Genomic DNA, 21,582 nt, shown 5'->3' on the forward strand with positions numbered 1-21,582 from the left:
TCAGTGGAATGACGCGGCCGATGCCGCGTCTTTGCGCGCCGCGCGCGCCGGCCGTCTAGCCGATGCGTACGAGCTGCGCCTTGAAATACTCGCGGCGTTCGGCATAGCTTGCCGTGCCGCGCTGCATATTGGCGATATCCGCTTCCGTCAGCTCACGCACCGCTTTCGCGGGCGCGCCGAGAATCAGCGTATTGTCGGGAAACACCTTGCCCTCGGTGACGACGGCGCCCGCTCCGACCAGACAGTTGCGGCCGATCACCGCGCCATTCAAGACCACCGCCTGAATGCCGATCAGCGCGCCTTCCTTGACCGTGCAGCCGTGCAGCATCGCCTGATGGCCGATCGTCACGTTCGGCTCGATCGTCAGCGGGAAGCCGTGGTCGGTGTGCAGCACGGCGCTTTCCTGCACGTTGCTGCCCGCGCCGATCGTGATCGGTTCGTTGTCGCCGCGCAGCGTCGCACCGAACCACACGCTCGAGTTCTCCTCGAGCGTCACGTTGCCGATGATGTTCGCCGAATCCGCGACGAACACGCTTTCATGGATGATCGGGGCGGCGTCGCCCAGCTTGTAAATCGTCACAATGTCTCCTGTTGATCGGTCGCCGCACGCGGGCAGGGCGGCTTGCGCCGGCCCGCGATGGTGGTCGGGTGTTCCGTCTCGCTAACCGACGGGCGCGCGCGAAGGCGCGCCGGGTAGTCGAATCGGGTATTGTAAACGGTTGTGCGTCCGGGGCGCCTGGCGCGGCCGCGCAGCGGGGGGGTGGGATTTCGGTTGCGCTGGTGGGAGGGTAGGTGACCGTTTCGCCAGTGGCACGGGGCGCGTTAGCCTGTTGCCGTGCCGCCGTGCCGCCGTGCCGCCGTGCCGCCGTGCCGCCGTGCCTGTCGGTTTTTCCTGCGGCCGATTTTTGCGCCACGACGTTTCCCGCCGCACCTTGTCCATCGCTTCTCCCGCTTCAATTGCCCGATCCGCTAGTCATGACGTCCGCCGCTTCGCCCGTTTCCTCCGCCTCGACCGCCTCGAATTCCGCCGACGAACCGTCCTGCGCGCGCCGCGCCGCGCTTGCCGCGTTGTGCGAGCAGGATCCGGCCACGAAGGCCGCCGCGACCCGCGCGCTTTACGCGGCGGTACTCGACGGCCGCGCGATCTGTCACGCGGACCTCGAACTCGCCGAACCCGCCGATCTGCCGGGCCGTCCCGCGCGCCCCGAACTGGTCGAGCCGCGCCAGCTCGGCCGTCGCAGCATGCAGTCGCCGCAAGGCCGAGCGGTGCTGCTGCATGCGCTCGCGCACATCGAATTCAATGCGATCAATCTCGCGCTTGACGCCGTCTGGCGCTTCGCCGCGATGCCCGCGGCGTTCTACGTCGACTGGCTCAAGGTCGCCGCCGAGGAGGCCTACCATTACTCGCTGCTCGCCACGCGGCTTGCCGAATACGGCCACGCGTACGGCGATTTCCCGGCGCACGGCGGCCTGTGGGACATGTGCGAGCGCACGCGCGGCAACGTGCTCGCGCGCATGGCGCTGGTGCCGCGCACCCTCGAAGCACGCGGCCTCGACGCGTCGCCGCCGATCCGCGCGCGTCTGCAACAGGCGGGCGATCACGCGTCGGCGGCGATTCTCGACGTGATCCTGCGCGATGAAATCGGCCACGTGTTGATCGGCAACCGCTGGTTTCGTCATCTGTGCGACGGTCGCGGTCTCGATCCTCACGAGACCTATCTGCGTCTGGCCGATCAGTATCACGCGCCGAAACTGCGCGGCCCGTTCAACTTCGAGGCGCGTCGCGAGGCAGGTTTCGACGAAGCCGAACTTGCCGCGCTCGCGGGCCTCGATGCCGAGCAGGGTGCCGGGCAAGACGCCCAGCAGGCGCGGCGCCAGGACGACCAACCGGGCGAGCAACCGAACGACCAACCGGCAACGCCGGCCACAGACAACCGAGCCGCATCTCAATAATCCGTTACCACTTCTTGCCCGCCTGTCCCTATAATCGAACGACCATTCTTTTTTCTGGGTGTGCCGTTTATGAATATTTCCCGCTCTGAGTTCGTTGCCGCGCGCGGCGTCCGTCTGCATGTGCGGCGTTGGGGCTCGCCCGACGCACCGATACTGTTCATGCTGCACGGCTGGATGGATGTCGGGGCGTCGTTCCAGTTCGTCGTCGATGCACTCGCTCACGACTGGCAGGTGATCGCGCCCGACATGCGCGGCTTCGGCCTGTCCGACTGGCCGATCGCCGAGCGCGGCGGCGGCAGTTACTGGATCCAGGACTATCTCGGCGACCTCGACGCGCTGCTCGACCACTATGCGCCGGGGGGCGAGGTGAACCTCGTCGGTCACAGCATGGGAGCGAACGTCGTGTGTCTGTACGCGGGCGTGCGGCCGCAGCGGGTGCGGCGCGTGGTCGATCTGGAGGGCTTCGGGCTCGCGCCGTCGCATCCGGCGCAGGCGCCCAGGCGTCTGCTCAACTGGCTCGACGAACTGCGCGATCCGCCGCGGCTGGGGCGCTACGCGTCGCTCGACGACGTCGCCGGGCGTCTGATCCGGACCAATCCGCGCCTCGATCCGGGGCGCGCGCAATTCCTCGCGCAGCACTGGTCGAAGCCGGACGGGGAAGGGGGATACATGCTGCTGGCCGATCCGGCGCACAAGGTGCGCGGCCCGATGCTGTATCGCCTCGACGAAGTGATGGCGGTGTGGCGTAAAGTCAGCGCGAAGGTGCTGCACGTCGAGGCCGCCGGTTCGCCGACGCTCGCGCAGATCGCAGGCGAGATTCCACTCGACGAATTCAAGGCGCGCTTCCAGGCGTTTCCGGACTGGCGCGAAGCGATCATCGAGGAAGCCGGGCACATGGTGCATCACGACCAGCCGGAGCAGATCGCGGCGTTGATCGAGGGCTTCTGCGCATAAGCGCGGTGCGCCGCTCGCTTTCCGATTCGCCTCATTCGGCTCCCTGATTCGGCTCCCGATACGGCCCCGAATTCGACTCATCAGCGCTCCTGAACTCTCGCCGCGCCGGCAAGCGGAAGCCGCGCCGCGAGATACCCCTGCGGTCCCTTACTGCATTGCAGTAAAATGACCACAGAACTTTCCAGGACCACGATGAACGCCGATCTTCACTGCCACTCCACCGTTTCCGACGGCCAGTTCGCGCCGGCCGACGTCGCGCGTCGCGCGCACGCGAACGGCGTGACGCTGTGGGCGCTCACGGATCACGACGAAGTGGGCGGCCAGCACGAGGCGCGCACCACCGCCGAGGCGCTCGGCATGAGCTACCTGAGCGGCGTCGAGATTTCCGTCACGTGGGCGGCGCGTACCGTGCACATCGTCGGACTCGGCATCGATCCGACCAGCCAGATCCTGATCGACGGTCTCGCGCGCACGCGCGACGGCCGTGCCGCGCGCGCCGAGGCGATCGGCGAGCAACTGGCCACGCTCGGCATTCCGGGCGCGTACGAAGGCGCGCAGAAATACGTATCGAATCCCGACATGATTTCGCGCACGCATTTCGCGCGTTTCATGGTCGAACACGGCCACTGCGCGACCACGCAGGAAGTGTTCGATCGCTATCTCGGCGACGGCAAACCGGCCTATATCGCACACCGCTGGTCCAAACTCGCCGACGCGCTCGGCTGGATCCAGGCCGCCGGCGGCGTGGCGATCGTCGCGCATCCCGGGCGCTACGCCTACTCGCAGCTCGAATTCGATACGTTCTTCGGCGAATTCATCGATCTCGGCGGCAAGGCGATCGAGGTCGTGACCGGCAGCCACACGCCCGACCAATACCGCGAATACGCGGACGTCGCGCGCCGCTTCGGCTTCGAGGCCTCGCGCGGCTCCGACTTCCACGCGCCCGGCGAGGGCCGCATCGAGCTCGGCGCACTGCCGCAGCTACCCGCTGATCTCAAGCCCGTCTGGGAACGCTGGCTGTGACCGCGGGTTGTGCCGCGGAGCGTGCCCTCATGGCACGTCGCGCGCGCAAGCCCGCCGGATGCGGCACGCGCACTGCATCGCACTGCTATTCGCCGCCTCCCGTCCGTCGCCGTGCATCTGTCGTCATCGTGAGTTTCCATGTCCCAATACTTCCGGCTTCATCCTGAAAATCCGCAGCCGCGCCTCGTCAAGCAGGCCGTGCAGATCATCAACGACGGCGGCGTGGTCGCGTTGCCGACCGATTCGACCTACGCGCTCGCCTGCCATCTCGACGACAAGGACGCGGTCGAGCGGCTGCGGCGGATTCGCGGGCTCGACGAAAAGCAGTTGCTGTCGCTGCTCGTGCGCGATCTGTCGGAGCTCGCTAATTTTGCGATGGTGGACAATCGCCAGTATCGGCTGCTTAAATCGGTGACGCCGGGCCCGTACGTGTTCGTGCTGCAGGCCACCAAGGAAGTGCCGCGGCGGGTGTCGCATCCGTCGCGCAAGACGATCGGTCTGCGCGTGCCGGATCATGCGATCACGCTCGCGATTCTCGAGGAGCTCGGCCAGCCGCTGCTCGGCTCGACGCTGATCATGCCCGGCGAAACCGAGCCGCTGAACGACCCCGAGGAAATCCGCGCGCGGCTCGAAAAGCAGCTGGATCTCGTGATCGATGGCGGAGCGTGCGTGTGCGAGCCGTCCACCGTGATCGACCTGACCGGTTCGGACCCGGTGCTGGTGCGGGCAGGGCGCGGTCCGCTCGCGCCGTTCGGTCTCGCCGAGACGGCGTGACGGTATGGACTGCATGAGAGAAAGCGGACAGACGCGCGCAGGCGCGTTGTTACAATAGCGAGCTATGGATTCCTCCCTGATACAGACGATTGCGGTCTACGCGCTGCCGGTGGTCTTCGCGATCACGCTGCACGAGGCCGCGCACGGTTACGTCGCGCGCTGGCTTGGCGACAACACCGCTTACGTGCTCGGCCGCGTGTCGGTCAATCCGATGCGCCACATCGACCCGCTCGGCACGATCGCGATTCCGCTGCTGCTGTACTTCGCGACGAGCGGCGCCTTCATGTTCGGCTATGCGAAGCCGGTGCCGGTCGCGTTCGGCAATCTGCGCAATCCGCGCTGGGGCAGCCTGTGGGTCGCGGCTGCCGGCCCGGCCTGCAATTTCATCCAGGCGCTGATCTGGGGCGTGGTCGGCGTCGCGCTCGCGGTGCTCAACGTCGACGAACCGTTTTTCACGCGCATGGCGGGTGCCGGTGTCGGCGTGAACCTCGTGCTCGGCGTGCTGAATCTCTTTCCGCTGCCGCCGCTCGACGGTGGCCGCGTGCTGATGGCGCTGTTGCCGCCGAAGCAATCGATCGCGCTCTCGCGGCTCGAACCGTACGGCTTTTTCATCGTGATGGCGCTCGTGATGACGGGCACGCTCACGCGTTTCTGGCTGAGGCCGCTCGTCACGCTTGGCTATAGCGCCATCACCGCAATTCTGACTCCACTCGTTTCGCTCTTCTAATACAACCATGTTCCCAGACCGTATCTTCTCCGGCATGCGGCCCACCGGGTCGCTGCACCTCGGCCACTATCACGGCGTGCTGAAAAACTGGGTCAAGCTGCAGTCCGAGTACCCGTGCTTCTTCTGCGTGGTCGACTGGCACGCGCTGACGACGCACTACGAAACGCCCGAGGTGATCGAAAAGAACGTGTGGGACGTGCTGATCGACTGGCTCGCTTCCGGCATCGATCCGGCGCAGGCGACGCTGTTCATCCAGAGCAAGGTGCCCGAGCACGCGGAGCTCGCGTTGCTGCTCGGCATGAGCACGCCGCTCGGCTGGCTCGAACGCGTGCCGACCTACAAGGAGCAGCAGGAGAAGCTCAAGGACAAGGACCTGTCCACCTACGGCTTCCTCGGCTATCCGGTGCTGATGGCGGCGGACATTCTGCTGTATCGCGGCTCGCTCGTGCCGGTCGGTGAAGACCAGGTGCCGCACGTCGAGATGACGCGCGAAATCGCGCGCCGCTTCAACTATCTGTACGGCCGCGAGCCGGGCTTCGAGGAGAAAGCGAACGAAGCCGCGAAGAAGCTCGGCGGCAAGCGCGCGAAGCTTTATCACGAGCTGCGCAACGCGTATCAGCAGGAAGGCGACGACGAAGCGCTCGAGCGCGCGCGCGCGATGCTGCAGGAGTCGCAGAGCCTGTCGATGAGCGATCGCGAGCGTCTGTTCGGTTACCTCGAAGGTTCGCGCAAGATCATCCTCGTCGAACCGCAGGCGATGCTGACCGAAGCGTCGCGCATGCCGGGCCTCGACGGCCAGAAGATGTCGAAGTCGTACGGCAACACGATCGGTCTGCGCGAAGACGCGGAGACCATCACGAAGAAGGTCCGCACGATGCCGACCGACCCGGCGCGCGTGCGCCGCACCGATCCGGGCGATCCGGACAAGTGCCCGGTATGGCAGCTGCATCAGGTCTATACCGACGAAGCCACGCACGAGTGGGTGCAGAAGGGTTGCCGTTCGGCGGGCATCGGCTGTCTGGAGTGCAAGCAGCCGGTGATCGAAGGGATTTTGCGCGAGCAGCAGCCGATGCTCGAGCGCGCGCAGAAGTACATGGACGACCCGTCGCTGTTGCGCGCGATCGTCGCCGACGGCTGCGACAAGGCACGCCGCTTCGCGACCGAGACGATGCGCGACGTCCGCGAGGCGATGGGCCTGTCGTACAACTGAGCCGGCACGCCGCCGAAACGCAACCGACGCAACCAACGCAACCGACGCCACGCAATATGAGCACATCCGCCGCGCTTCCGCACGGTCTCGGTGAGCCGTCGCGCTGGGTACGCCGCTGGGCGCATCTGGTCGCGCCGGGCGGCGCGGTGCTCGACGTGGCGGCGGGCGCGGGGCGGCACGCGCGGTTTTTCGCATCGCGCGGCCATCCGGTGATCGCGCTCGATCGCGACGCGGCCGCGCTCGACCTGCTGCGCGATGTGCCGCTCGTCACGCGCTGCGTGGCCGACCTCGAAGGCGCGCCGTGGCCGTTGCCTGACGATGCGGCGTTCGCCGCAATCGTCGTGACGAACTACCTGCACCGGCCGCTTTTCCCGCACTTGCTGCGCGCGCTCGCGCCCGGCGGCGTACTGGTTTACGAGACCTTCGCGCAAGGAAACGAAAGCGTCGGCAAACCCTCCAATCCTGCGTTTCTGCTCGCTCCGGGCGAGCTTCTCGAACGCGTGCATGGCCAGTTGCGGGTGCTCGCGTTCGAGGATGGATTTCTCGCGCAGCCGCGTCCGGCCTACGTTCAGCGGATCTGTGCGATCCGGGAGGCGGAGCGTTCAAACAACCCCGAGCAGGCGGCATCTCCGCCGTGTTACGAGTTGGCTGGCTAATCCGCTACAATCGCGGTTTACCTGATCAAATTCATGGCTTTTCATGACTAACGGCAAGCAGAGCGGTCACCAGGACGGCGTTAAGATTCGCGGCAGCATTCCTGCCATCATCACCCCGATGCTCGAAGACGGCAGCCTCGATCTGCCGGCGTTTCGCAAACTGGTCGACTGGCACGTCGACGAAGGCACGGACGCGCTGGTCGTCGTCGGCACGAGCGGCGAGTCGGCCACGCTGTCGGTCGAAGAACACGTGCTGATGGTCAAGACCGCGGTCGAGCACGCCGCGGGCCGGATTCCGGTGATCGCGGGCGCGGGCGCCAATTCGACCGCCGAAGCGATCGAACTCACGCGGCACGCGAAGGAAGTCGGCGCGGACGCGACGCTGCAGGTCGTGCCGTACTACAACAAGCCGACCCAGGAAGGCATCTACCGCCATTTCTCGAAGATCGCCGAAAGCGTCGATCTGCCGGTGATCCTGTACAACGTGCCGGGCCGCACCGTGGCCGACATGAGCAACGAGACCATCCTGCGTTGCGCGCAGGTGCCGGGCATCATCGGCGTGAAGGAAGCGACCGGCAACATCGATCGTGCCGCGCAGCTGATCAAGGCGGCGCCGGCTCACTTCGGCATCTATAGCGGCGACGATCCCACCGCGATCGCGCTGATGCTGCTCGGCGGCCACGGCAACATCTCGGTCACCGCGAACGTCGCGCCGCGCGCAATGAGCGATTTGTGCAAGGCCGCGCTCGCCGCGGACGCGAAGACCGCGCGCGAAATTCATCTGAAACTCCTGTCGCTGCACAAATACCTGTTCGCCGAAGCGAATCCGATTCCGGCGAAATGGGCGCTGCAGCAGATGGGGCGCGTGCAGGGCGGCATCCGCCTGCCGCTCACGCCGCTCGACGCGCAATACCACGAAGTGGTGCGCGGCGCGCTGCGCGAAGCGGGCCTGCTCGGCTGAGCGGCGCGCGCCGTCCAGTCGTCGCGCCCGTGCAAGGCCGCCACCGGCATTTCATTAACCGACGTCGCTCCAGCCCACGTTCCCGGCAGACCGAACCAGGCATCGCGTTCCAGTATCACGAAGGACTTCATGAAACGTTCCGCACTTTCCCTCCACGCAACCCGCATGGCGGCGCTGGCGCTTGCCCTGTCGTCGCTCGCCGGCTGTGACACGCTGAACGACTGGTTCGCTTCCGACCGCGTCGACTACAAGGCTACCCCGAGCGCGCCGCCGCTCGCTGTGCCGAGCGATCTGAGCACCTCGCCGGCCGATCAGCGCTATGTGGCGCCTCCCGCCAATCTGGCGCTGGGCGGTGCAACGGCGCGCACGGTCACGGCTGCGGGCAACGCGACCGAAGGTCAGCCAACCGCGCAGGATCCGCTCGGCATGCATATCGAGCGCGACGGCGACCGCCGCTGGCTGGTGGTCGACGGCCGCTCGCCGGAACAGCTGTGGCCGCAACTGCAGGAATTCTGGCAGGAGAACGGCTTCGCGCTGAAGACCGACGCGCCGGCCACCGGCATCATGACGACCGACTGGGCCGAAAATCGCGCGAACATTCCGGACGACTGGTTCCGTCGCACGGTGGGCAAGCTGATCGACTTCGCGTATTCGTCGGGTACCCGCGACAGCTTCCGCACGCTCGTGTCGCGCGGTCCGGGCGGCACGACGGACATCTCGATCGCGCATAGCGCGATGGAAGAAGTGATGACGGGGCAGGACAAGACCTCGTCGCGCTGGGAAGAGCGTCCGCGCGACCCGGCGCTCGAAGCGATGTTCCTTGCCAAGCTGATGCAGAAATTTGGCCTGACCGAAGCGCAGTCGAAGCAGTTGCTGACCGATGCGCACTCGGGCACCGCGCCGGCCACGATCGAGCATGACGCGGGCGCGTCGACGCTCGATCTGCAGGAGTCGTTCGACCGTGCATGGCTGCGCGTCGGCCTCGCGCTCGATCGCACCAACTTCACGGTGGACAACCGTGACCGCGAGAAGGGCATCTACTACGTGCGTTACGCGGATTCGATGCAGGAGCTGAAGAAGGAAGGGCTCTTCGGCAAGCTGTTCTATAGCGGCAATTCGGCGCGCAAGCCGGGTCAGGAATTCCTCGTCAACGTGCGCGCGAAGGGTGACGCGGTCACGCAGGTCGCGGTGCTGAACACGAATGGCCAGATCGATACGTCGTCGGACGCGCAGCGCATCGTGTCGCTGCTGCACGCGCAACTGAACTAGGCGCGTCGTGCGCTTCGCCAGTCTCGGCAGCGGCAGTGAAGGCAACGCGCTGCTGGTGGAGGCGCACAGCGGCGCGACCACTACGCGTGTGCTGCTCGATTGCGGTTTTTCCGCGCGGGAAGTGGAGCGGCGGTTGACGCGGCTCGGCGGCAGTGCCGAGCATCTCGACGCGATTCTGATTACGCATGAGCATAGCGACCACATCGGCGGCGCACTGACGCTGGCCCGCAAGTGGTCGATTCCGTTGTACATGAGCTGGGGCACCGCGCGCGCGGTGGGCGCCGACGAAGCCGATGTCGATCTGCAGGTGTTGTGGGGTGACGAGGCGGTAGCGATCGGCGACCTCAGCGTCCTTCCCTATACCGTTCCGCACGACGCTCGCGAGCCGCTGCAATACGTGTTCTCGAACGGGGCGAGCCGGCTTGGCGTGCTGACCGACGTCGGCATGTCCACGCCTCATATCAGCTCGGTGCTGAGCGGGTGCGATGCGCTCGTGCTCGAATGCAACCATGACGTGCAGATGCTCTCGGGCAGCCGATATCCGCCGTCGCTAAAGGCGCGCATCGGTGGCGATCACGGGCATCTGAACAATGACGCGGCGGCGGAAATTCTGGCCTCGCTCGATCGTTTGCGCCTGCGGCACCTGGTTGCCGCGCATCTGAGCCAGCAGAATAATTTGCCGGAACTCGCGCAGGCGGCGCTGGCGGGCGTGCTCGGCGCGTCGGCCACCGAAGTGGTGGTGGCGTCGCAGAGCGATGGGTTTGCGTGGCTGTCTCTTTGAGTCGGTTCGACGCCAATGTGATTCGAATCGTGTCGCGCGTGCGGTAGGCCTCAAGCGTCGTGCAATGAAAAAAGCCCATCACGAGCAATCGTGATGGGCTTTTTTTGATGCGTCTTGTTGCATCAGGCGCGGCGCCTCGGAGGCGCCACGTCCGTGGTCAGGCTTAATTGCGGTTGCCACCGAAAATGCCGAGCAGCGCGAGCAGGTTGACGAAGACGTTGTACAGATCGAGGTAGATCGCGAGCGTCGCGGTGATGTAGTTCGTTTCACCGCCGTTCACCACGCGCTGCACGTCGTACATGATGTACACCGAGAAGATCACGATCGCCATGACCGAGACCGTCAGCATCAGCGCCGGCAGTTGTAGGAACACGTTCGCGACCGATGCGAGCAGGATCACGATCACGCCCATGAAGAGCCACTTGCCGAGGCCCGAGAAGTCGCGCTTGCTGACCGTGGCGATGGTCGCCATCGCCGCGAAGATCACACCAGTGCCACCAAACGCGAGCATGATCAGCGACGGGCCGTTCGAGAAGCCGAGCACGAACGCGAGAATGCGCGACAGCATGAGCCCCATGAAGAACGTGAAGCCGAGCAGCACGAACACGCCGACGGCGCTGTCTTTGGTGCGCTGGATGGCGAACATGAAGCCGAAGGCGATCGCGAAGAACGCCAGCATGCTCATTGCCGGGCTGGTGGCGGCGAACAGCGAGAAGCCGGTGGCGAGGCCGACCCAGGCGCCGAGCACGGTCGGAATCATGGACAGCGCGAGCAGCCAGTAGGTGTTCCGTAGCACGCGGTTGCGCGTTTCGGCCGTGCTGACCGCGCCATTGCGGCCAAACATATACGGATGATCGTTCATGGTCTCTCCTTACCTCGGAAGCGTGTTTCGTAATGGTGATACGGCAATTCCTGAAGCGCCGGCGGCGCCGCATTCTTCCCTAAGATTAGCGCGACGGCGGGGAGTTTCAATACCCCGCAACTGCCCATACCGCCTACGCTACCAGCATTTTTGACTATTTGCCCGAATCCTTTCAATTCCGTAAGGGTACAATCGCAATCATACACGGGAACATGCTACAATAGCGGATTCATTTGAATCTGTAACCTCTTAATTTTTTGGAGTTTTTATGGCGATCGAACGCACTCTGTCGATTATCAAGCCGGACGCAGTGGCCAAGAACGTGATCGGCCAGATCTACACCCGTTTTGAAAACGCTGGTCTGAAGATCGTGGCATCGCGCATGGTTCACCTGTCGCGTGCTGACGCCGAGAAGTTCTACGCTGTGCACGCAGCACGTCCGTTCTTCAAGGACCTCGTCGAATTCATGATTTCGGGCCCGGTGGTCGTGCAGGCGCTGGAAGGCGAAAACGCGATCCTGAAGCACCGCGACCTGATGGGCGCAACGGATCCGAAGAAGGCGGAGAAGGGCACGATCCGCGCCGACTTCGCAGACAGCATCGACGCTAACGCGGTCCACGGTTCGGACGCACCGGAAACGGCAGCGGTCGAAATCGCGTTCTTCTTCCCGCAAGTCAACGTCTACTCGCGTTAAGCGCTTACTGCGGGCGTCGCGCGAGCGGCGTGCCGCGGCAGGTGCTGGCCGTCCCCGTGTCGCGCGCTTCGTGCAGCCGGGTTTTATCGCATGAATTGCGCGCGGGGGCCGGCAAAGTAGTAAGGTAAAAGCAGCAGGAATGGGCGCGATCGGCACGGCGTTCATGCAGCTTGTTGCATGAATGTAGTCTCGCACTGAAATGGCAGGATTCGATATGACGAGCAGTCCCAACGTCAACCTTCTCGACCTCGACGCCCAAGGGCTCGTCGCCTATTGCGACAGCCTGGGCGAGAAGCCGTTTCGCGCCAAGCAATTGCAGCGCTGGATTCACCAGTACAACGCTGCCGACTTCGACGGCATGACCGATCTCGCGAAGTCCTTGCGCGAAAAGCTCAAGGGGCGCGCTTCGATCACGATGCCGGACATCGTCAGCGACCATATTTCGTCGGACGGCACACGCAAGTGGCTGATCGACGTCGGCAACGGTAACGCCGTTGAAACCGTGTACATCCCGGAAGAAACTCGCGGCACGCTGTGCGTGTCGTCGCAGGCCGGGTGCGCGGTCAATTGCCGGTTCTGCTCGACCGGCAAGCAGGGGTTCTCCCGCAATCTCACCACAGGCGAAATCATCGGTCAGCTGCGCATGGCCGAGTTTGCGCTGCGCGCGGCACGCGGTGACGCGAGCGGTCGCGCGATGGGTGGCGACGGCAAGGGCGAACGCGTCGTCACGAACGTCGTGATGATGGGCATGGGCGAGCCGCTGCTCAATTACGACGCGGTCGTGCCGGCCATGCGCCTGATGCTCGACGACAACGCATACGGCCTGTCGCGCCGGCGCGTGACGCTGTCCACCTCCGGCGTCGTGCCGATGATGGACCGGCTCGGCGCCGATCTGCCGGTGGCGCTCGCGGTCTCGCTGCATGCGTCGAACGACGCGCTGCGCGACGAGCTGGTGCCGCTCAACAAGAAGTATCCGTTGCGCGAACTGATGGCGGCGTGCGAACGCTACCTGAAAGTCGCGCCGCGCGATTTCATTACGTTCGAATACTGCATGCTCGATGGCGTCAACGACAGCGAGGCGCACGCGCGCGAATTGCTCGCCGTCACGCGCAACGTGCCATGCAAATTCAATCTGATCCCGTTCAATCCGTTCCCCGAGTCGGGCCTGATCCGCTCGAAGTCGGAACAGATCAAGCGGTTTGCGCAGGTGCTGATGGACGCGGGCGTCGTCACCACGGTGCGCAAGACCCGCGGCGACGATATCGATGCTGCCTGCGGTCAGCTGGCCGGTGCGGTGAAGGACCGCACGCGTCTTGCTGAGCGCACCGGGAAGGCGGCGAAGGTGATCGAAGTTCGCGCCGTGTAATCGGCGGAATGGCTGGGTGCTGGCGTTCACGAATGAAGCTCCGCGAACGCAATAAAGTGCCAGATGTCACCGTCGATTGAAAAGAAAGTTTGCAGAATCGATCGGGAGCGGCACACAAAGCCGCGCATTTTGTTATAAACGGTCTGCGATTCGGACGTGAGGCTTGAGCCCGTCCGGTTGCACGAGAAAAGAATCGACGCGAAAGGATTTGGGATGAGTGAGCCGCAGCACCCGCAGCCGCACGAGACAGACACGAACGACGGCCATCCGGCACCCGCTGCGCGGGCGGTGGTCCAGCCTGTCGTGCAGCCGGCCCTCGATTCGCTGGCTGCGGTGGGCGCGCGCCTGAATCAGCTGCGCGAATCGAAAGGCTGGACGATCGAAGACGTGTCGGCGCGGCTGAAGGTGTCGGTCGTCAAACTGAGCGCACTCGAAGCGGGCGATATCAGCCATCTGCCGGATACCACCTTCGCGCTCGGCGTGGTGCGCAGCTACGCGAAAATGCTGGGCGCCGATCCGGCGCCTTTTACGGCGGCTCTGCGGCGCGAGAAGGGTGTGCCGGTACCGAATCTGTCGATGCCGGCATCGTCGGGCAAGGACCTGCCGCGCGGCAAGGTTTCGCTGACGCTCGGCGACAGCGGGCACAAGAGCCGCTCGTGGTTGTGGGGCATCGCGGCGATCGTCGTCGCGGTCATCGCGCTCGGCGTGTGGCGCACCAATAGCGGCGATTCGTCCGCATGGCTCGCGCGTCTGAAAGCGAGCGCGAACGGTTCGACGAGCAATGAAACGGGCGCCTCGGGCGCGGTCGCGCAAGGTCCGGCGTTGCCGGCACAGGAAGGCGCGTCGGCAGCGGATACGGCGACTGCCGCCAACACCGCGGCGAACGCGGATAATGCGGCATCTGCGACGGTTACGCCGATGCCTACGCCGCTTGCTACCGGTACGGCGCCGGGGTCGGCTGCGGCGGTGGTGAATGGAACGACGACGGCTGCGGCAGCGCAGGCCGGCTCGCAGCCTCAGGCCGTCGTGGCGGGCGCATCGGCGCCGGCGGTTGTCGCCGCACCGGGCGAGGCGGTCGTCGGGCTGCGCGTGACCCAGGACAGCTGGTTCAGCGTGCGTGGCAAGGATGGCAAGGAGCTGTTCTCCGGCCTCGTGCACGCGGGCGACTCGAAGGAAGTGAGCGGTGCGGCGCCGTTCAAGGTAACGGTCGGCAACAAAGCCGGTCTCGAATCGCTGACGCTCGACGGCCAGCCGGTCGATCCGTCGAAATATTCGGCAGCCAAAGGCAACGTGGCGCGCTTCGCGCTGCCTTGACAGATACGGTACGCGCCGCGGCCAAACCGGTCCGCGGCGCTTTTTCAATTCAGGCGCTGCGTTTTTGTGTAGCGCATGCGGCGTAAATGGGTTTTTCGATGCAATCCGAAGCTCAATCCCAATCCTGTAGCAAGATCGTTTCAGACGAGCCGGTGTTCGGCGGTCCCGCGATGCGGCGCAAGTCGCATGCGGTCAACGTCCGCTGGGGCGGCCAGCTCGTCACCATCGGTGGCGACTCGCCGGTGCGCGTCCAGTCGATGACCAACACCGACACCGCCGACGCAATCGGCACCGCGATCCAGATCAAGGAACTGGCACAGGCCGGCTCGGAGCTGGTCCGTATCACGGTGAACACGCCGGAAGCCGCGGCGGCCGTACCGGCCGTGCGCGAACAGCTCGACCGGATGGGCGTGATGGTGCCGCTCGTCGGCGACTTCCACTACAACGGCCATCTGCTGTTGCGCGACTACCCGGCCTGCGCGGAAGCGCTGTCGAAGTACCGGATCAATCCGGGCAACGTCGGTCATGGTGCGAAGCGCGATACGCAGTTCGCGCAGATGATCGAAGCGGCGGTCAAATACGACAAGCCGGTGCGCATCGGCGTGAACTGGGGCAGTCTCGACCAGGACCTGCTCGCGAAGATGATGGACGAAAACGCGTCGCGTGCCACGCCGTGGGAAGCGCAAAGCGTGATGTACGAAGCGCTGATCCAGTCGGCGATCGGCTCGGCGGAGCGCGCGGTCGAACTTGGCCTCGGACGCGACCAGATCATCCTGTCGTGCAAGGTCAGCGGCGTGCAGGATCTGATCGCCGTGTATCGCGAACTCGCACGCCGTTGTGACTTCGCGCTGCATCTGGGCCTGACCGAAGCGGGCATGGGCTCGAAGGGCATCGTCGCGTCGACGGCGGCGCTGTCGGTGCTGCTGCAGCAGGGCATCGGCGACACGATCCGCATTTCGCTGACGCCGGAACCAGGCGCGTCGCGCACCGGCGAAGTGATCGTCGGTCAGGAAATCCTGCAGACCATGGGGCTGCGCTCGTTCACGCCGATGGTGATCGCGTGTCCGGGCTGCGGTCGCACCACCAGCACGCTGTTCCAGGAACTCGCGTCGCAGATCCAGACCTATCTGCGCACGCAGATGCCGGTGTGGCGCGATCAGTATCCTGGCGTCGAGCAGATGCATGTCGCGGTGATGGGCTGCATCGTCAACGGACCGGGTGAATCGAAGCAGGCCAATATCGGTATCAGCCTGCCGGGTTCGGGCGAGAATCCGGCCGCGCCGGTGTTCATCGACGGCGAGAAGGTCAAGACGCTGCGCGGCGAGAACATCGCGCAAGAATTCCAGCAAATCGTGAGCGACTACGTCGAGCGCCGTTATGGTCGCGCCGACGCGCTCAACTAAACATCGGCTATCGAAATACAGATGACTGAACAGAAGAAAAAGCTCGAGAAGCTGTCCGGCGTGAAGGGCATGAACGACATCCTTCCGCAGGAAGCCGGGCTCTGGGAATTTTTCGAGACCACCGCCAGGTCGATGCTGCGTTCGTACGGATACCAGAATATCCGCACGCCGATCGTCGAGCATACGCAGCTGTTCACGCGCGGGATCGGCGAAGTGACCGATATCGTCGAAAAAGAGATGTACAGCTTCACGGATGCATTGAACGGCGAAAACCTGACCATGCGCCCGGAAAACACGGCGGCGGTGGTGCGTGCGTCGATCGAGCACAACATGCTGTACGACGGCCCGAAGCGCCTGTGGTACATCGGCCCGATGTTCCGTCACGAGCGTCCGCAGCGCGGCCGTTATCGCCAGTTCCATCAGGTCGGCGTCGAGGCGCTTGGCTTCGCGGGCCCGGATGCGGACGCGGAAATCATCATGATGTGCCAGCGCCTGTGGGACGACCTCGGCCTGAGCGGCATCAAGCTCGAAATCAACTCGCTGGGTCTCGCTGAAGAGCGCGCCGCGCATCGCGTCGAACTGATCGCGTATCTCGAAAAGCACATGGACGTGCTCGACGAAGACGCGAAGCGTCGTCTCTATACGAACCCGCTGCGCGTACTCGACACGAAGAATCCGGCGTTGCAGGAAGTCGCGCAGAACGCGCCGAAGCTGATCGATTTTCTCGGCGAGGAATCGCGCGCGCACTTCGAAGGGCTGCAGCGTCTTCTGAAGGCAAACAACCTGCCGTTCACGATCAATCCGCGTCTCGTGCGCGGTCTCGATTACTACAATCTGACCGTGTTCGAGTGGGTGACCGATAAGCTCGGCGCGCAAGGCACGGTCGCCGCGGGCGGCCGCTACGATCCGCTGATCGAGCAGCTTGGCGGCAAGCCGACGGCCGCGTGCGGCTGGGCGATGGGCGTCGAACGGATTCTCGAACTGCTGAAGGAAGAGCAGCTCGTGCCGGAAGACGAAGGCTGCGACGTGTACATGGTCCATCAGGGCGATGCCGCGCGCGAGCAGGCTTTCATCATTGCCGAGCGGTTGCGCGATACGGGCCTCGACGTGATCCTGCATTGCAGCGCGGACGGCCAGTCGGCAAGCTTCAAGTCGCAGATGAAGCGCGCCGACGCGAGCGGCGCCGCGTTCGCGGTGGTGCTCGGCGAAGACGAGATCGCCAACGGCACGGTCGGCGTCAAACCGCTGCGCGATACGCAGGCCAACGGCGGTAAGAGCGAGCAACAGAACGTGCCCGCCGAAGACTTGACCGAATATCTAATCAATGCGATGGTTGCAACCGCCGAAGACGGCGACGACTGATCGCGATGTCGTCGGGCCGGCTGGCTCGACACGCGTAAGTATCAAGAAAGAGGAAATCGCCGGGCGATGAGTTACCACGACGAACAAGAATCGATTGAAAGTCTGAAGGCATGGTGGAAGCAGTGGGGCAATGCGACCACGTGGATCGTGCTGGTGGCGTTGTTGGCAGGCGCGGGCTGGAACGGCTGGAATTTCTGGCAGCGTCGCCAGGCCGCCGAAGCGTCGGTGCTGTATGACCAGGTGCAACAGGCCGTGACGTCGGGCGACAAGGCGCAGGTCCTGCGCGTCGCCGCCGACATGCAGGACAAGTTCGGTCGCACCGCCTACGCGCAGTTGACCGCGCTCGGCGCCGCCAAGGCGCTGTACGCCGCCGGCGACGAAGCCGGCGCGAAGGCGCAACTGCAATGGGCGATCGATCACGCGAAAGACGACGAGTTCAAGCAGATCGCGAAGCTGCGCATGGCGTCGCTGCTGCTCGACGAAAAAGCCTACGACCAGGGGCTCGCGCTGCTGGCCGAACCGCAATCGGATGCCTTCAAGGGCGTCGTCGCGGATCGCCGTGGCGACCTGCTCGCCGCTCAGGGCAAGCGCGACGATGCGCGCACGGCCTACCAGCTTGCGCTCGATTCGCTGGCAAAGAGCGACAGCTCCGCGCGTCAGCTGATCCAGTTCAAACTGGATGCGCTCGGCAGCTGAGCGTCCCGCGCGGCGCGCCGCGCGCCATGACCGCAAGACGGTCTCCTTTAATCCATTTCCTGAATGCTTCGTCCACCGATGAATCTGCTGAAACGTTACGCTGTGCCCGTTATCTGTGCGATGACCGTTCTCACGCTGGCGGCTTGCTCATCCACGAAAGACGAGCGCCGTGTGCCGACGCCGCTCACCGAGTTCAAATCCGTGCTCGATGTGCAGCAGTCCTGGTCGGCGAGCGTGGGCAAGGCGGGTCGCTACCTGTTCTCGCCAGTCGCGGTCGGCAATGCCGTGATCGCGGCGGGCGCGAACGGCACGGTTGCCAAAATCGACGCGCAAACCGGCAAGGACGTGTGGCGCGTCAAGCTGCATGACGACCTGTCGGCCGGTGCCGGCAGCGACGGCACGCTCACCGCGGTCGGCGGTCTGAAGGGCGACGTGTACGTGCTCGGCGCGGACGGCAAGCAACTCTGGACGGCCCGGGCGCCGGGCGAAATCATCTCGCCGCCGCTCGTCGGCAACGGCCTCGTGATCGTGCGCACGATCGACGGTCAGATCGTCGCGTTCAACGCGCAAACCGGCGAGCAGAAGTGGAACTACCGCAACCGTGCGGTGCCGCTGAACCTGCGCGTGTCGTCGGGCATGACCTTCGCGGGCGACGCGGCGGTGCTGGCCGGCTTCCCGGGCGGCTCGTTCGCGGCAATCAACCTGCAGACCGGCGACACCTACTGGCAGACGCCGGTGTCGTATCCGAAGGGCGTGACCGAAGTCGAGCGTATCAACGACGTGACGGGCCCGCCCACGCTGGTCGGCTCGCAAACCTGCGCGGTCACGTTCCAGGGCCAGATTGGCTGCTTCGACGCGAACTCGGGCCGCTCGCTGTGGAGCAAGCCGTTCTCGAGTGCGAGCGGTCTCGCGCAGGATGAGCGCAGCGTGGTGGCTGCGGACGACTGGTCGGTCGTGTCCGCGTTCGACGGCAACAACGGCTCGGTGCTGTGGAAGAACGAGACGCTGAAGAACCGCGATCTGAGCGTGCCGATGCTGCTCGGTCGTGCGGCCGTGTTCGGCGACTACCAGGGCTATGTGCATTTCCTGTCGGCGACCGACGGCGTGGTCGTCGCGCGGGTGAAGACCGACGGCAGCGCGATTACCGCGGCGCCGGTGCTGGCCGGCGACACGCTGATCGTGCAGACGCGCAACGGCGGTCTGTACGGCTTCCGCCCGCGTTGATCGCGTAACACAGGCTGTCTGGCGCGCAGGCCGGCTTTGCCGGCCGCGCGCTTTTTAGTTGAGGTTCGAGCCGGCTTCACGCCGGCTGGAAGTAGGCGAACCGGTTTGGGTTTGCCGGTCTGCCCGCCGCGCGAGCGAATGGGCTCAATAGAAAAAATCGCCGGACGGGCTGGTCCGGCAAGTCGGATCGCGTGCTGTCCCGGCTGTCGTGCCGGCGGCGTCCGGGCTTCTTCAGCGGGACCGTGAAAAAGCGCGTGAAAAGATGCGTCGAGTGGACGTGTCAAGCCGACGCCTCGAGCGGCGCGCAACGAAACGTGCTCGAACGGACGTGCGAACCGTCGGGCAATCGGATCTGCAGCAGACGGCAGCCGCCATCGTCTGCACAGCCCACTCCCGTCCGCCCGGATGCGTATCGCGATTGCTTATCCGGGGCTGGCCGAATTCGTGATAATTTCGTCGGAACGTCGCCATGTGGCGACTCTCCTGACGTCGCTACGCGGGCGATCGCTGCCGATCCCGCGTTTCACCGTGAACAACATCAGATGAAACCCGTTATTGCCCTCGTCGGGCGCCCCAATGTGGGGAAATCCACGCTATTCAACCGCCTCACGCGCTCGCGCGACGCGCTGGTTGCCGATCTGCCCGGTCTCACCCGCGATCGCCATTACGGCGAAGGGCGCACCGGCGAGCGGCCGTATCTGGTCGTCGATACCGGCGGTTTCGAACCGGTCGCGAAAGACGGCATCCTGCACGAGATGGCGCGCCAGACCCGCCAGGCGGTCGAGGAGTCGGACATCGTCGTGTTCATCGTCGACGGTCGCAACGGTCTCGCGCCGCAGGACAAGTCGATCGCCGACTATCTGCGCAAGGTCGGCCGGCCGATCTTCCTCGTCGTCAACAAGGCCGAAGGGATGCGCTACACGACGGTCGCCGCCGACTTCTACGAGCTCGGCCTCGGCGACCCGCGCGCGATTTCCGCCGCGCACGGCGACGGCGTGACGGAAATGATCAACGAAGCGCTCGAAGTCGCATACGCCGGCCAGCCGGAAGAGAGCGATGAGGACAAGGAAACGCGCGGCGTGAAGATCGCGATCGTCGGCCGGCCGAACGTCGGCAAGTCGACGCTGATCAACGCGCTGGTCGGCGAAGAGCGGGTCATCGCGTTCGACATGCCGGGCACCACGCGCGATTCGATCTACGTCGATTTCGAGCGCAACGGCAAGCCGTACACGCTGATCGACACGGCTGGCCTGCGCCGTCGCGGCAAGGTGTTCGAGGCGATCGAGAAGTTCTCGGTGGTGAAGACGCTGCAGTCGATCTCCGACGCGAACGTCGTGATCCTGCTGCTCGACGCGCGCCAGGACATTTCGGAGCAGGATGCGCACATCGCCGGCTTCGTCGTCGAGCAGGGTCGTGCGCTGGTGGTGGGCGTGAACAAGTGGGACGGTCTCGATCCGCATGTGCGCGAGCGCACCAAAGCCGACCTCGAGCGCAAACTAAAATTTCTGGACTTTGCCAAATTCCACTTCATTTCCGCCGCGGAGAAAACCGGAATTGGCCCGCTGATGCGTTCGGTCGACGATGCCTACACGGCCGCGATGGCGAAACTGCCGACGCCGAAGCTGACGCGCGCGCTGATCGAAGCGGTGGAATTCCAGCAGCCGCGCCGCCGCGGCCCGGTGCGGCCGAAGCTGCGTTATGCGCACCAGGGCGGTCAGAATCCGCCGATCATCGTGATTCACGGCAACGCGCTCGACGCGATCACCGACACGTATAAGCGCTACCTCGAAAATCGCTTCAGGGAAACTTTCAAGCTGACAGGCACTCCATTGCGAATAGAGTTCAGATCGTCGACGAACCCTTACGCGGACAAAGGCTGAACTTCGGGCTGAAGTCCGAGCCGGAACGGGCCTGAAATCGAGGCCCGGACTCAAGCTCGAATTTGGCCTGGAAGTCAGGCCGAAACCCGCGTGCGTACTGGCTTTGGCCGCCTGGCCCGGGCCCGCGCGCCGAAATGAAAATCAGCTATAGTGTAGCGGTTGGCGGTGGATCTCTTTTTCTTCCCCGTCAATTCAGTCAACCTGCAAAAAAATACGGAGTTTGCTATGAGCAACAAAGGGCAATTGTTACAAGACCCGTTTTTGAACGCACTGCGTAAAGAGCATGTGCCGGTGTCGATCTACCTGGTCAACGGCATCAAGCTTCAAGGGAACATCGAATCGTTCGACCAGTACGTCGTGTTGCTCCGGAATACGGTCACCCAGATGGTCTACAAGCACGCCATTTCGACGGTCGTGCCGGCCCGCCCGGTGAATTTCCACCCGGATTCCGAACAGTCCTAACCCTCGTCGCG

General features: G+C 64.7%; 21 protein-coding genes. 19 read left to right on the forward strand and 2 right to left on the reverse strand.

The features are described 5' to 3' along the window. Window positions 1-55 precede the first annotated feature (55 nt). A complete protein-coding gene (locus tag HHL14_RS03270) occupies window positions 56-580 on the reverse strand; it encodes a gamma carbonic anhydrase family protein (RefSeq protein WP_169496122.1) in 525 nt (174 codons plus the stop codon). Between the two features lie 395 nt (window positions 581-975). Here HHL14_RS03270 and HHL14_RS03275 point away from each other — a divergent pair, with 395 nt between their 5' ends. The 10 genes from HHL14_RS03275 to HHL14_RS03320 all read left to right on the forward strand — a co-directional run bounded on the left by HHL14_RS03275 (window position 976) and on the right by HHL14_RS03320 (window position 10,308). Beyond that, on the forward strand, window positions 976-1,953 hold the full coding sequence (locus HHL14_RS03275) for a ferritin-like domain-containing protein (RefSeq protein ID WP_169496123.1): 978 nt from the start codon (window positions 976-978) through the stop codon (window positions 1,951-1,953). Between the two features lie 69 nt (window positions 1,954-2,022). Then, entirely contained in the window at window positions 2,023-2,907 is an 885-nt protein-coding gene (locus HHL14_RS03280) for an alpha/beta fold hydrolase (RefSeq protein WP_169496124.1), read from the forward strand. Between the two features lie 192 nt (window positions 2,908-3,099). Then, window positions 3,100-3,930 (forward strand): 3',5'-nucleoside bisphosphate phosphatase, encoded by an 831-nt coding sequence (locus tag HHL14_RS03285; protein ID WP_169496125.1) that lies wholly within the window; start codon window positions 3,100-3,102, stop codon window positions 3,928-3,930. Between the two features lie 138 nt (window positions 3,931-4,068). Further along, the gene (locus HHL14_RS03290; RefSeq protein ID WP_169496126.1) at window positions 4,069-4,704 is read left to right on the forward strand and encodes an L-threonylcarbamoyladenylate synthase; all 636 of its coding nucleotides are present in this window, start codon (window positions 4,069-4,071) and stop codon (window positions 4,702-4,704) included. A gap of 64 nt (window positions 4,705-4,768) precedes the next feature. Further along, the gene (locus HHL14_RS03295; RefSeq protein ID WP_169496127.1) at window positions 4,769-5,431 is read left to right on the forward strand and encodes a site-2 protease family protein; all 663 of its coding nucleotides are present in this window, start codon (window positions 4,769-4,771) and stop codon (window positions 5,429-5,431) included. A 7-nt stretch (window positions 5,432-5,438) separates the two neighbouring features. Next, on the forward strand, window positions 5,439-6,641 hold the full coding sequence (locus HHL14_RS03300; RefSeq protein WP_169496128.1) for a tryptophan--tRNA ligase: 1,203 nt from the start codon (window positions 5,439-5,441) through the stop codon (window positions 6,639-6,641). Between the two features lie 56 nt (window positions 6,642-6,697). Then, window positions 6,698-7,297, forward strand: a complete 600-nt coding sequence (locus HHL14_RS03305; RefSeq protein WP_169496129.1) for a class I SAM-dependent methyltransferase — start codon at window positions 6,698-6,700, stop codon at window positions 7,295-7,297. A gap of 43 nt (window positions 7,298-7,340) precedes the next feature. Continuing rightward, complete coding sequence (gene dapA / locus HHL14_RS03310; RefSeq protein ID WP_169496130.1) at window positions 7,341-8,258, forward strand: 4-hydroxy-tetrahydrodipicolinate synthase; 918 nt, start codon at window positions 7,341-7,343, stop codon at window positions 8,256-8,258. Window positions 8,259-8,387: 129 nt separating this feature from the next. Beyond that, window positions 8,388-9,527, forward strand: a complete 1,140-nt coding sequence (gene bamC, locus HHL14_RS03315; RefSeq protein ID WP_169496131.1) for an outer membrane protein assembly factor BamC — start codon at window positions 8,388-8,390, stop codon at window positions 9,525-9,527. Window positions 9,528-9,534: 7 nt separating this feature from the next. Further along, the gene (locus tag HHL14_RS03320) at window positions 9,535-10,308 is read left to right on the forward strand and encodes an MBL fold metallo-hydrolase (RefSeq protein WP_169496132.1); all 774 of its coding nucleotides are present in this window, start codon (window positions 9,535-9,537) and stop codon (window positions 10,306-10,308) included. Window positions 10,309-10,471: 163 nt separating this feature from the next. On the opposite strand, the gene HHL14_RS03325 is transcribed toward HHL14_RS03320, so the two are convergent. Next, on the reverse strand, window positions 10,472-11,170 hold the full coding sequence (locus HHL14_RS03325) for a Bax inhibitor-1/YccA family protein (protein WP_169496133.1): 699 nt from the start codon (window positions 11,168-11,170) through the stop codon (window positions 10,472-10,474). 268 nt (window positions 11,171-11,438) lie between these two features. On the opposite strand from HHL14_RS03325, the gene ndk reads away from it, so the two are divergent. From ndk to hfq, 9 genes are all read left to right on the forward strand, one after another. Continuing rightward, window positions 11,439-11,864 (forward strand): nucleoside-diphosphate kinase, encoded by a 426-nt coding sequence (ndk, locus tag HHL14_RS03330; protein ID WP_027198082.1) that lies wholly within the window; start codon window positions 11,439-11,441, stop codon window positions 11,862-11,864. Between the two features lie 214 nt (window positions 11,865-12,078). Continuing rightward, window positions 12,079-13,230: a 23S rRNA (adenine(2503)-C(2))-methyltransferase RlmN gene (gene rlmN, locus HHL14_RS03335; RefSeq protein ID WP_169496134.1), complete on the forward strand. Its 1,152-nt coding sequence runs from the start codon at window positions 12,079-12,081 to the stop codon at window positions 13,228-13,230. Window positions 13,231-13,443: 213 nt separating this feature from the next. Continuing rightward, on the forward strand, window positions 13,444-14,544 hold the full coding sequence (locus tag HHL14_RS03340) for a helix-turn-helix domain-containing protein (protein ID WP_169496135.1): 1,101 nt from the start codon (window positions 13,444-13,446) through the stop codon (window positions 14,542-14,544). A gap of 86 nt (window positions 14,545-14,630) precedes the next feature. Continuing rightward, window positions 14,631-15,947, forward strand: a complete 1,317-nt coding sequence (gene ispG / locus HHL14_RS03345; protein ID WP_169496136.1) for a flavodoxin-dependent (E)-4-hydroxy-3-methylbut-2-enyl-diphosphate synthase — start codon at window positions 14,631-14,633, stop codon at window positions 15,945-15,947. 21 nt (window positions 15,948-15,968) lie between these two features. Further along, the gene (gene hisS, locus HHL14_RS03350) at window positions 15,969-17,309 is read left to right on the forward strand and encodes a histidine--tRNA ligase (RefSeq protein WP_169496137.1); all 1,341 of its coding nucleotides are present in this window, start codon (window positions 15,969-15,971) and stop codon (window positions 17,307-17,309) included. A gap of 66 nt (window positions 17,310-17,375) precedes the next feature. Then, window positions 17,376-18,005, forward strand: a complete 630-nt coding sequence (locus HHL14_RS03355) for a tetratricopeptide repeat protein (protein WP_169496138.1) — start codon at window positions 17,376-17,378, stop codon at window positions 18,003-18,005. Window positions 18,006-18,083: 78 nt separating this feature from the next. After that, window positions 18,084-19,229: an outer membrane protein assembly factor BamB gene (bamB, locus tag HHL14_RS03360; protein WP_169496139.1), complete on the forward strand. Its 1,146-nt coding sequence runs from the start codon at window positions 18,084-18,086 to the stop codon at window positions 19,227-19,229. Window positions 19,230-19,771: 542 nt separating this feature from the next. Further along, window positions 19,772-21,109, forward strand: coding sequence for a ribosome biogenesis GTPase Der (gene der, locus HHL14_RS03365; protein WP_169496140.1), 1,338 nt, complete (start codon window positions 19,772-19,774; stop codon window positions 21,107-21,109). Between the two features lie 225 nt (window positions 21,110-21,334). Continuing rightward, complete coding sequence (hfq, locus tag HHL14_RS03370; protein WP_006051315.1) at window positions 21,335-21,571, forward strand: RNA chaperone Hfq; 237 nt, start codon at window positions 21,335-21,337, stop codon at window positions 21,569-21,571. The last annotated feature ends 11 nt before the right edge of the window (window positions 21,572-21,582 follow it).

Origin of the sequence: Paraburkholderia antibiotica, assembly GCF_012927125.1 — a bacterium.
In the GTDB taxonomy this organism is placed as follows: Bacteria; Pseudomonadota; Gammaproteobacteria; order Burkholderiales; family Burkholderiaceae; genus Paraburkholderia; species Paraburkholderia antibiotica.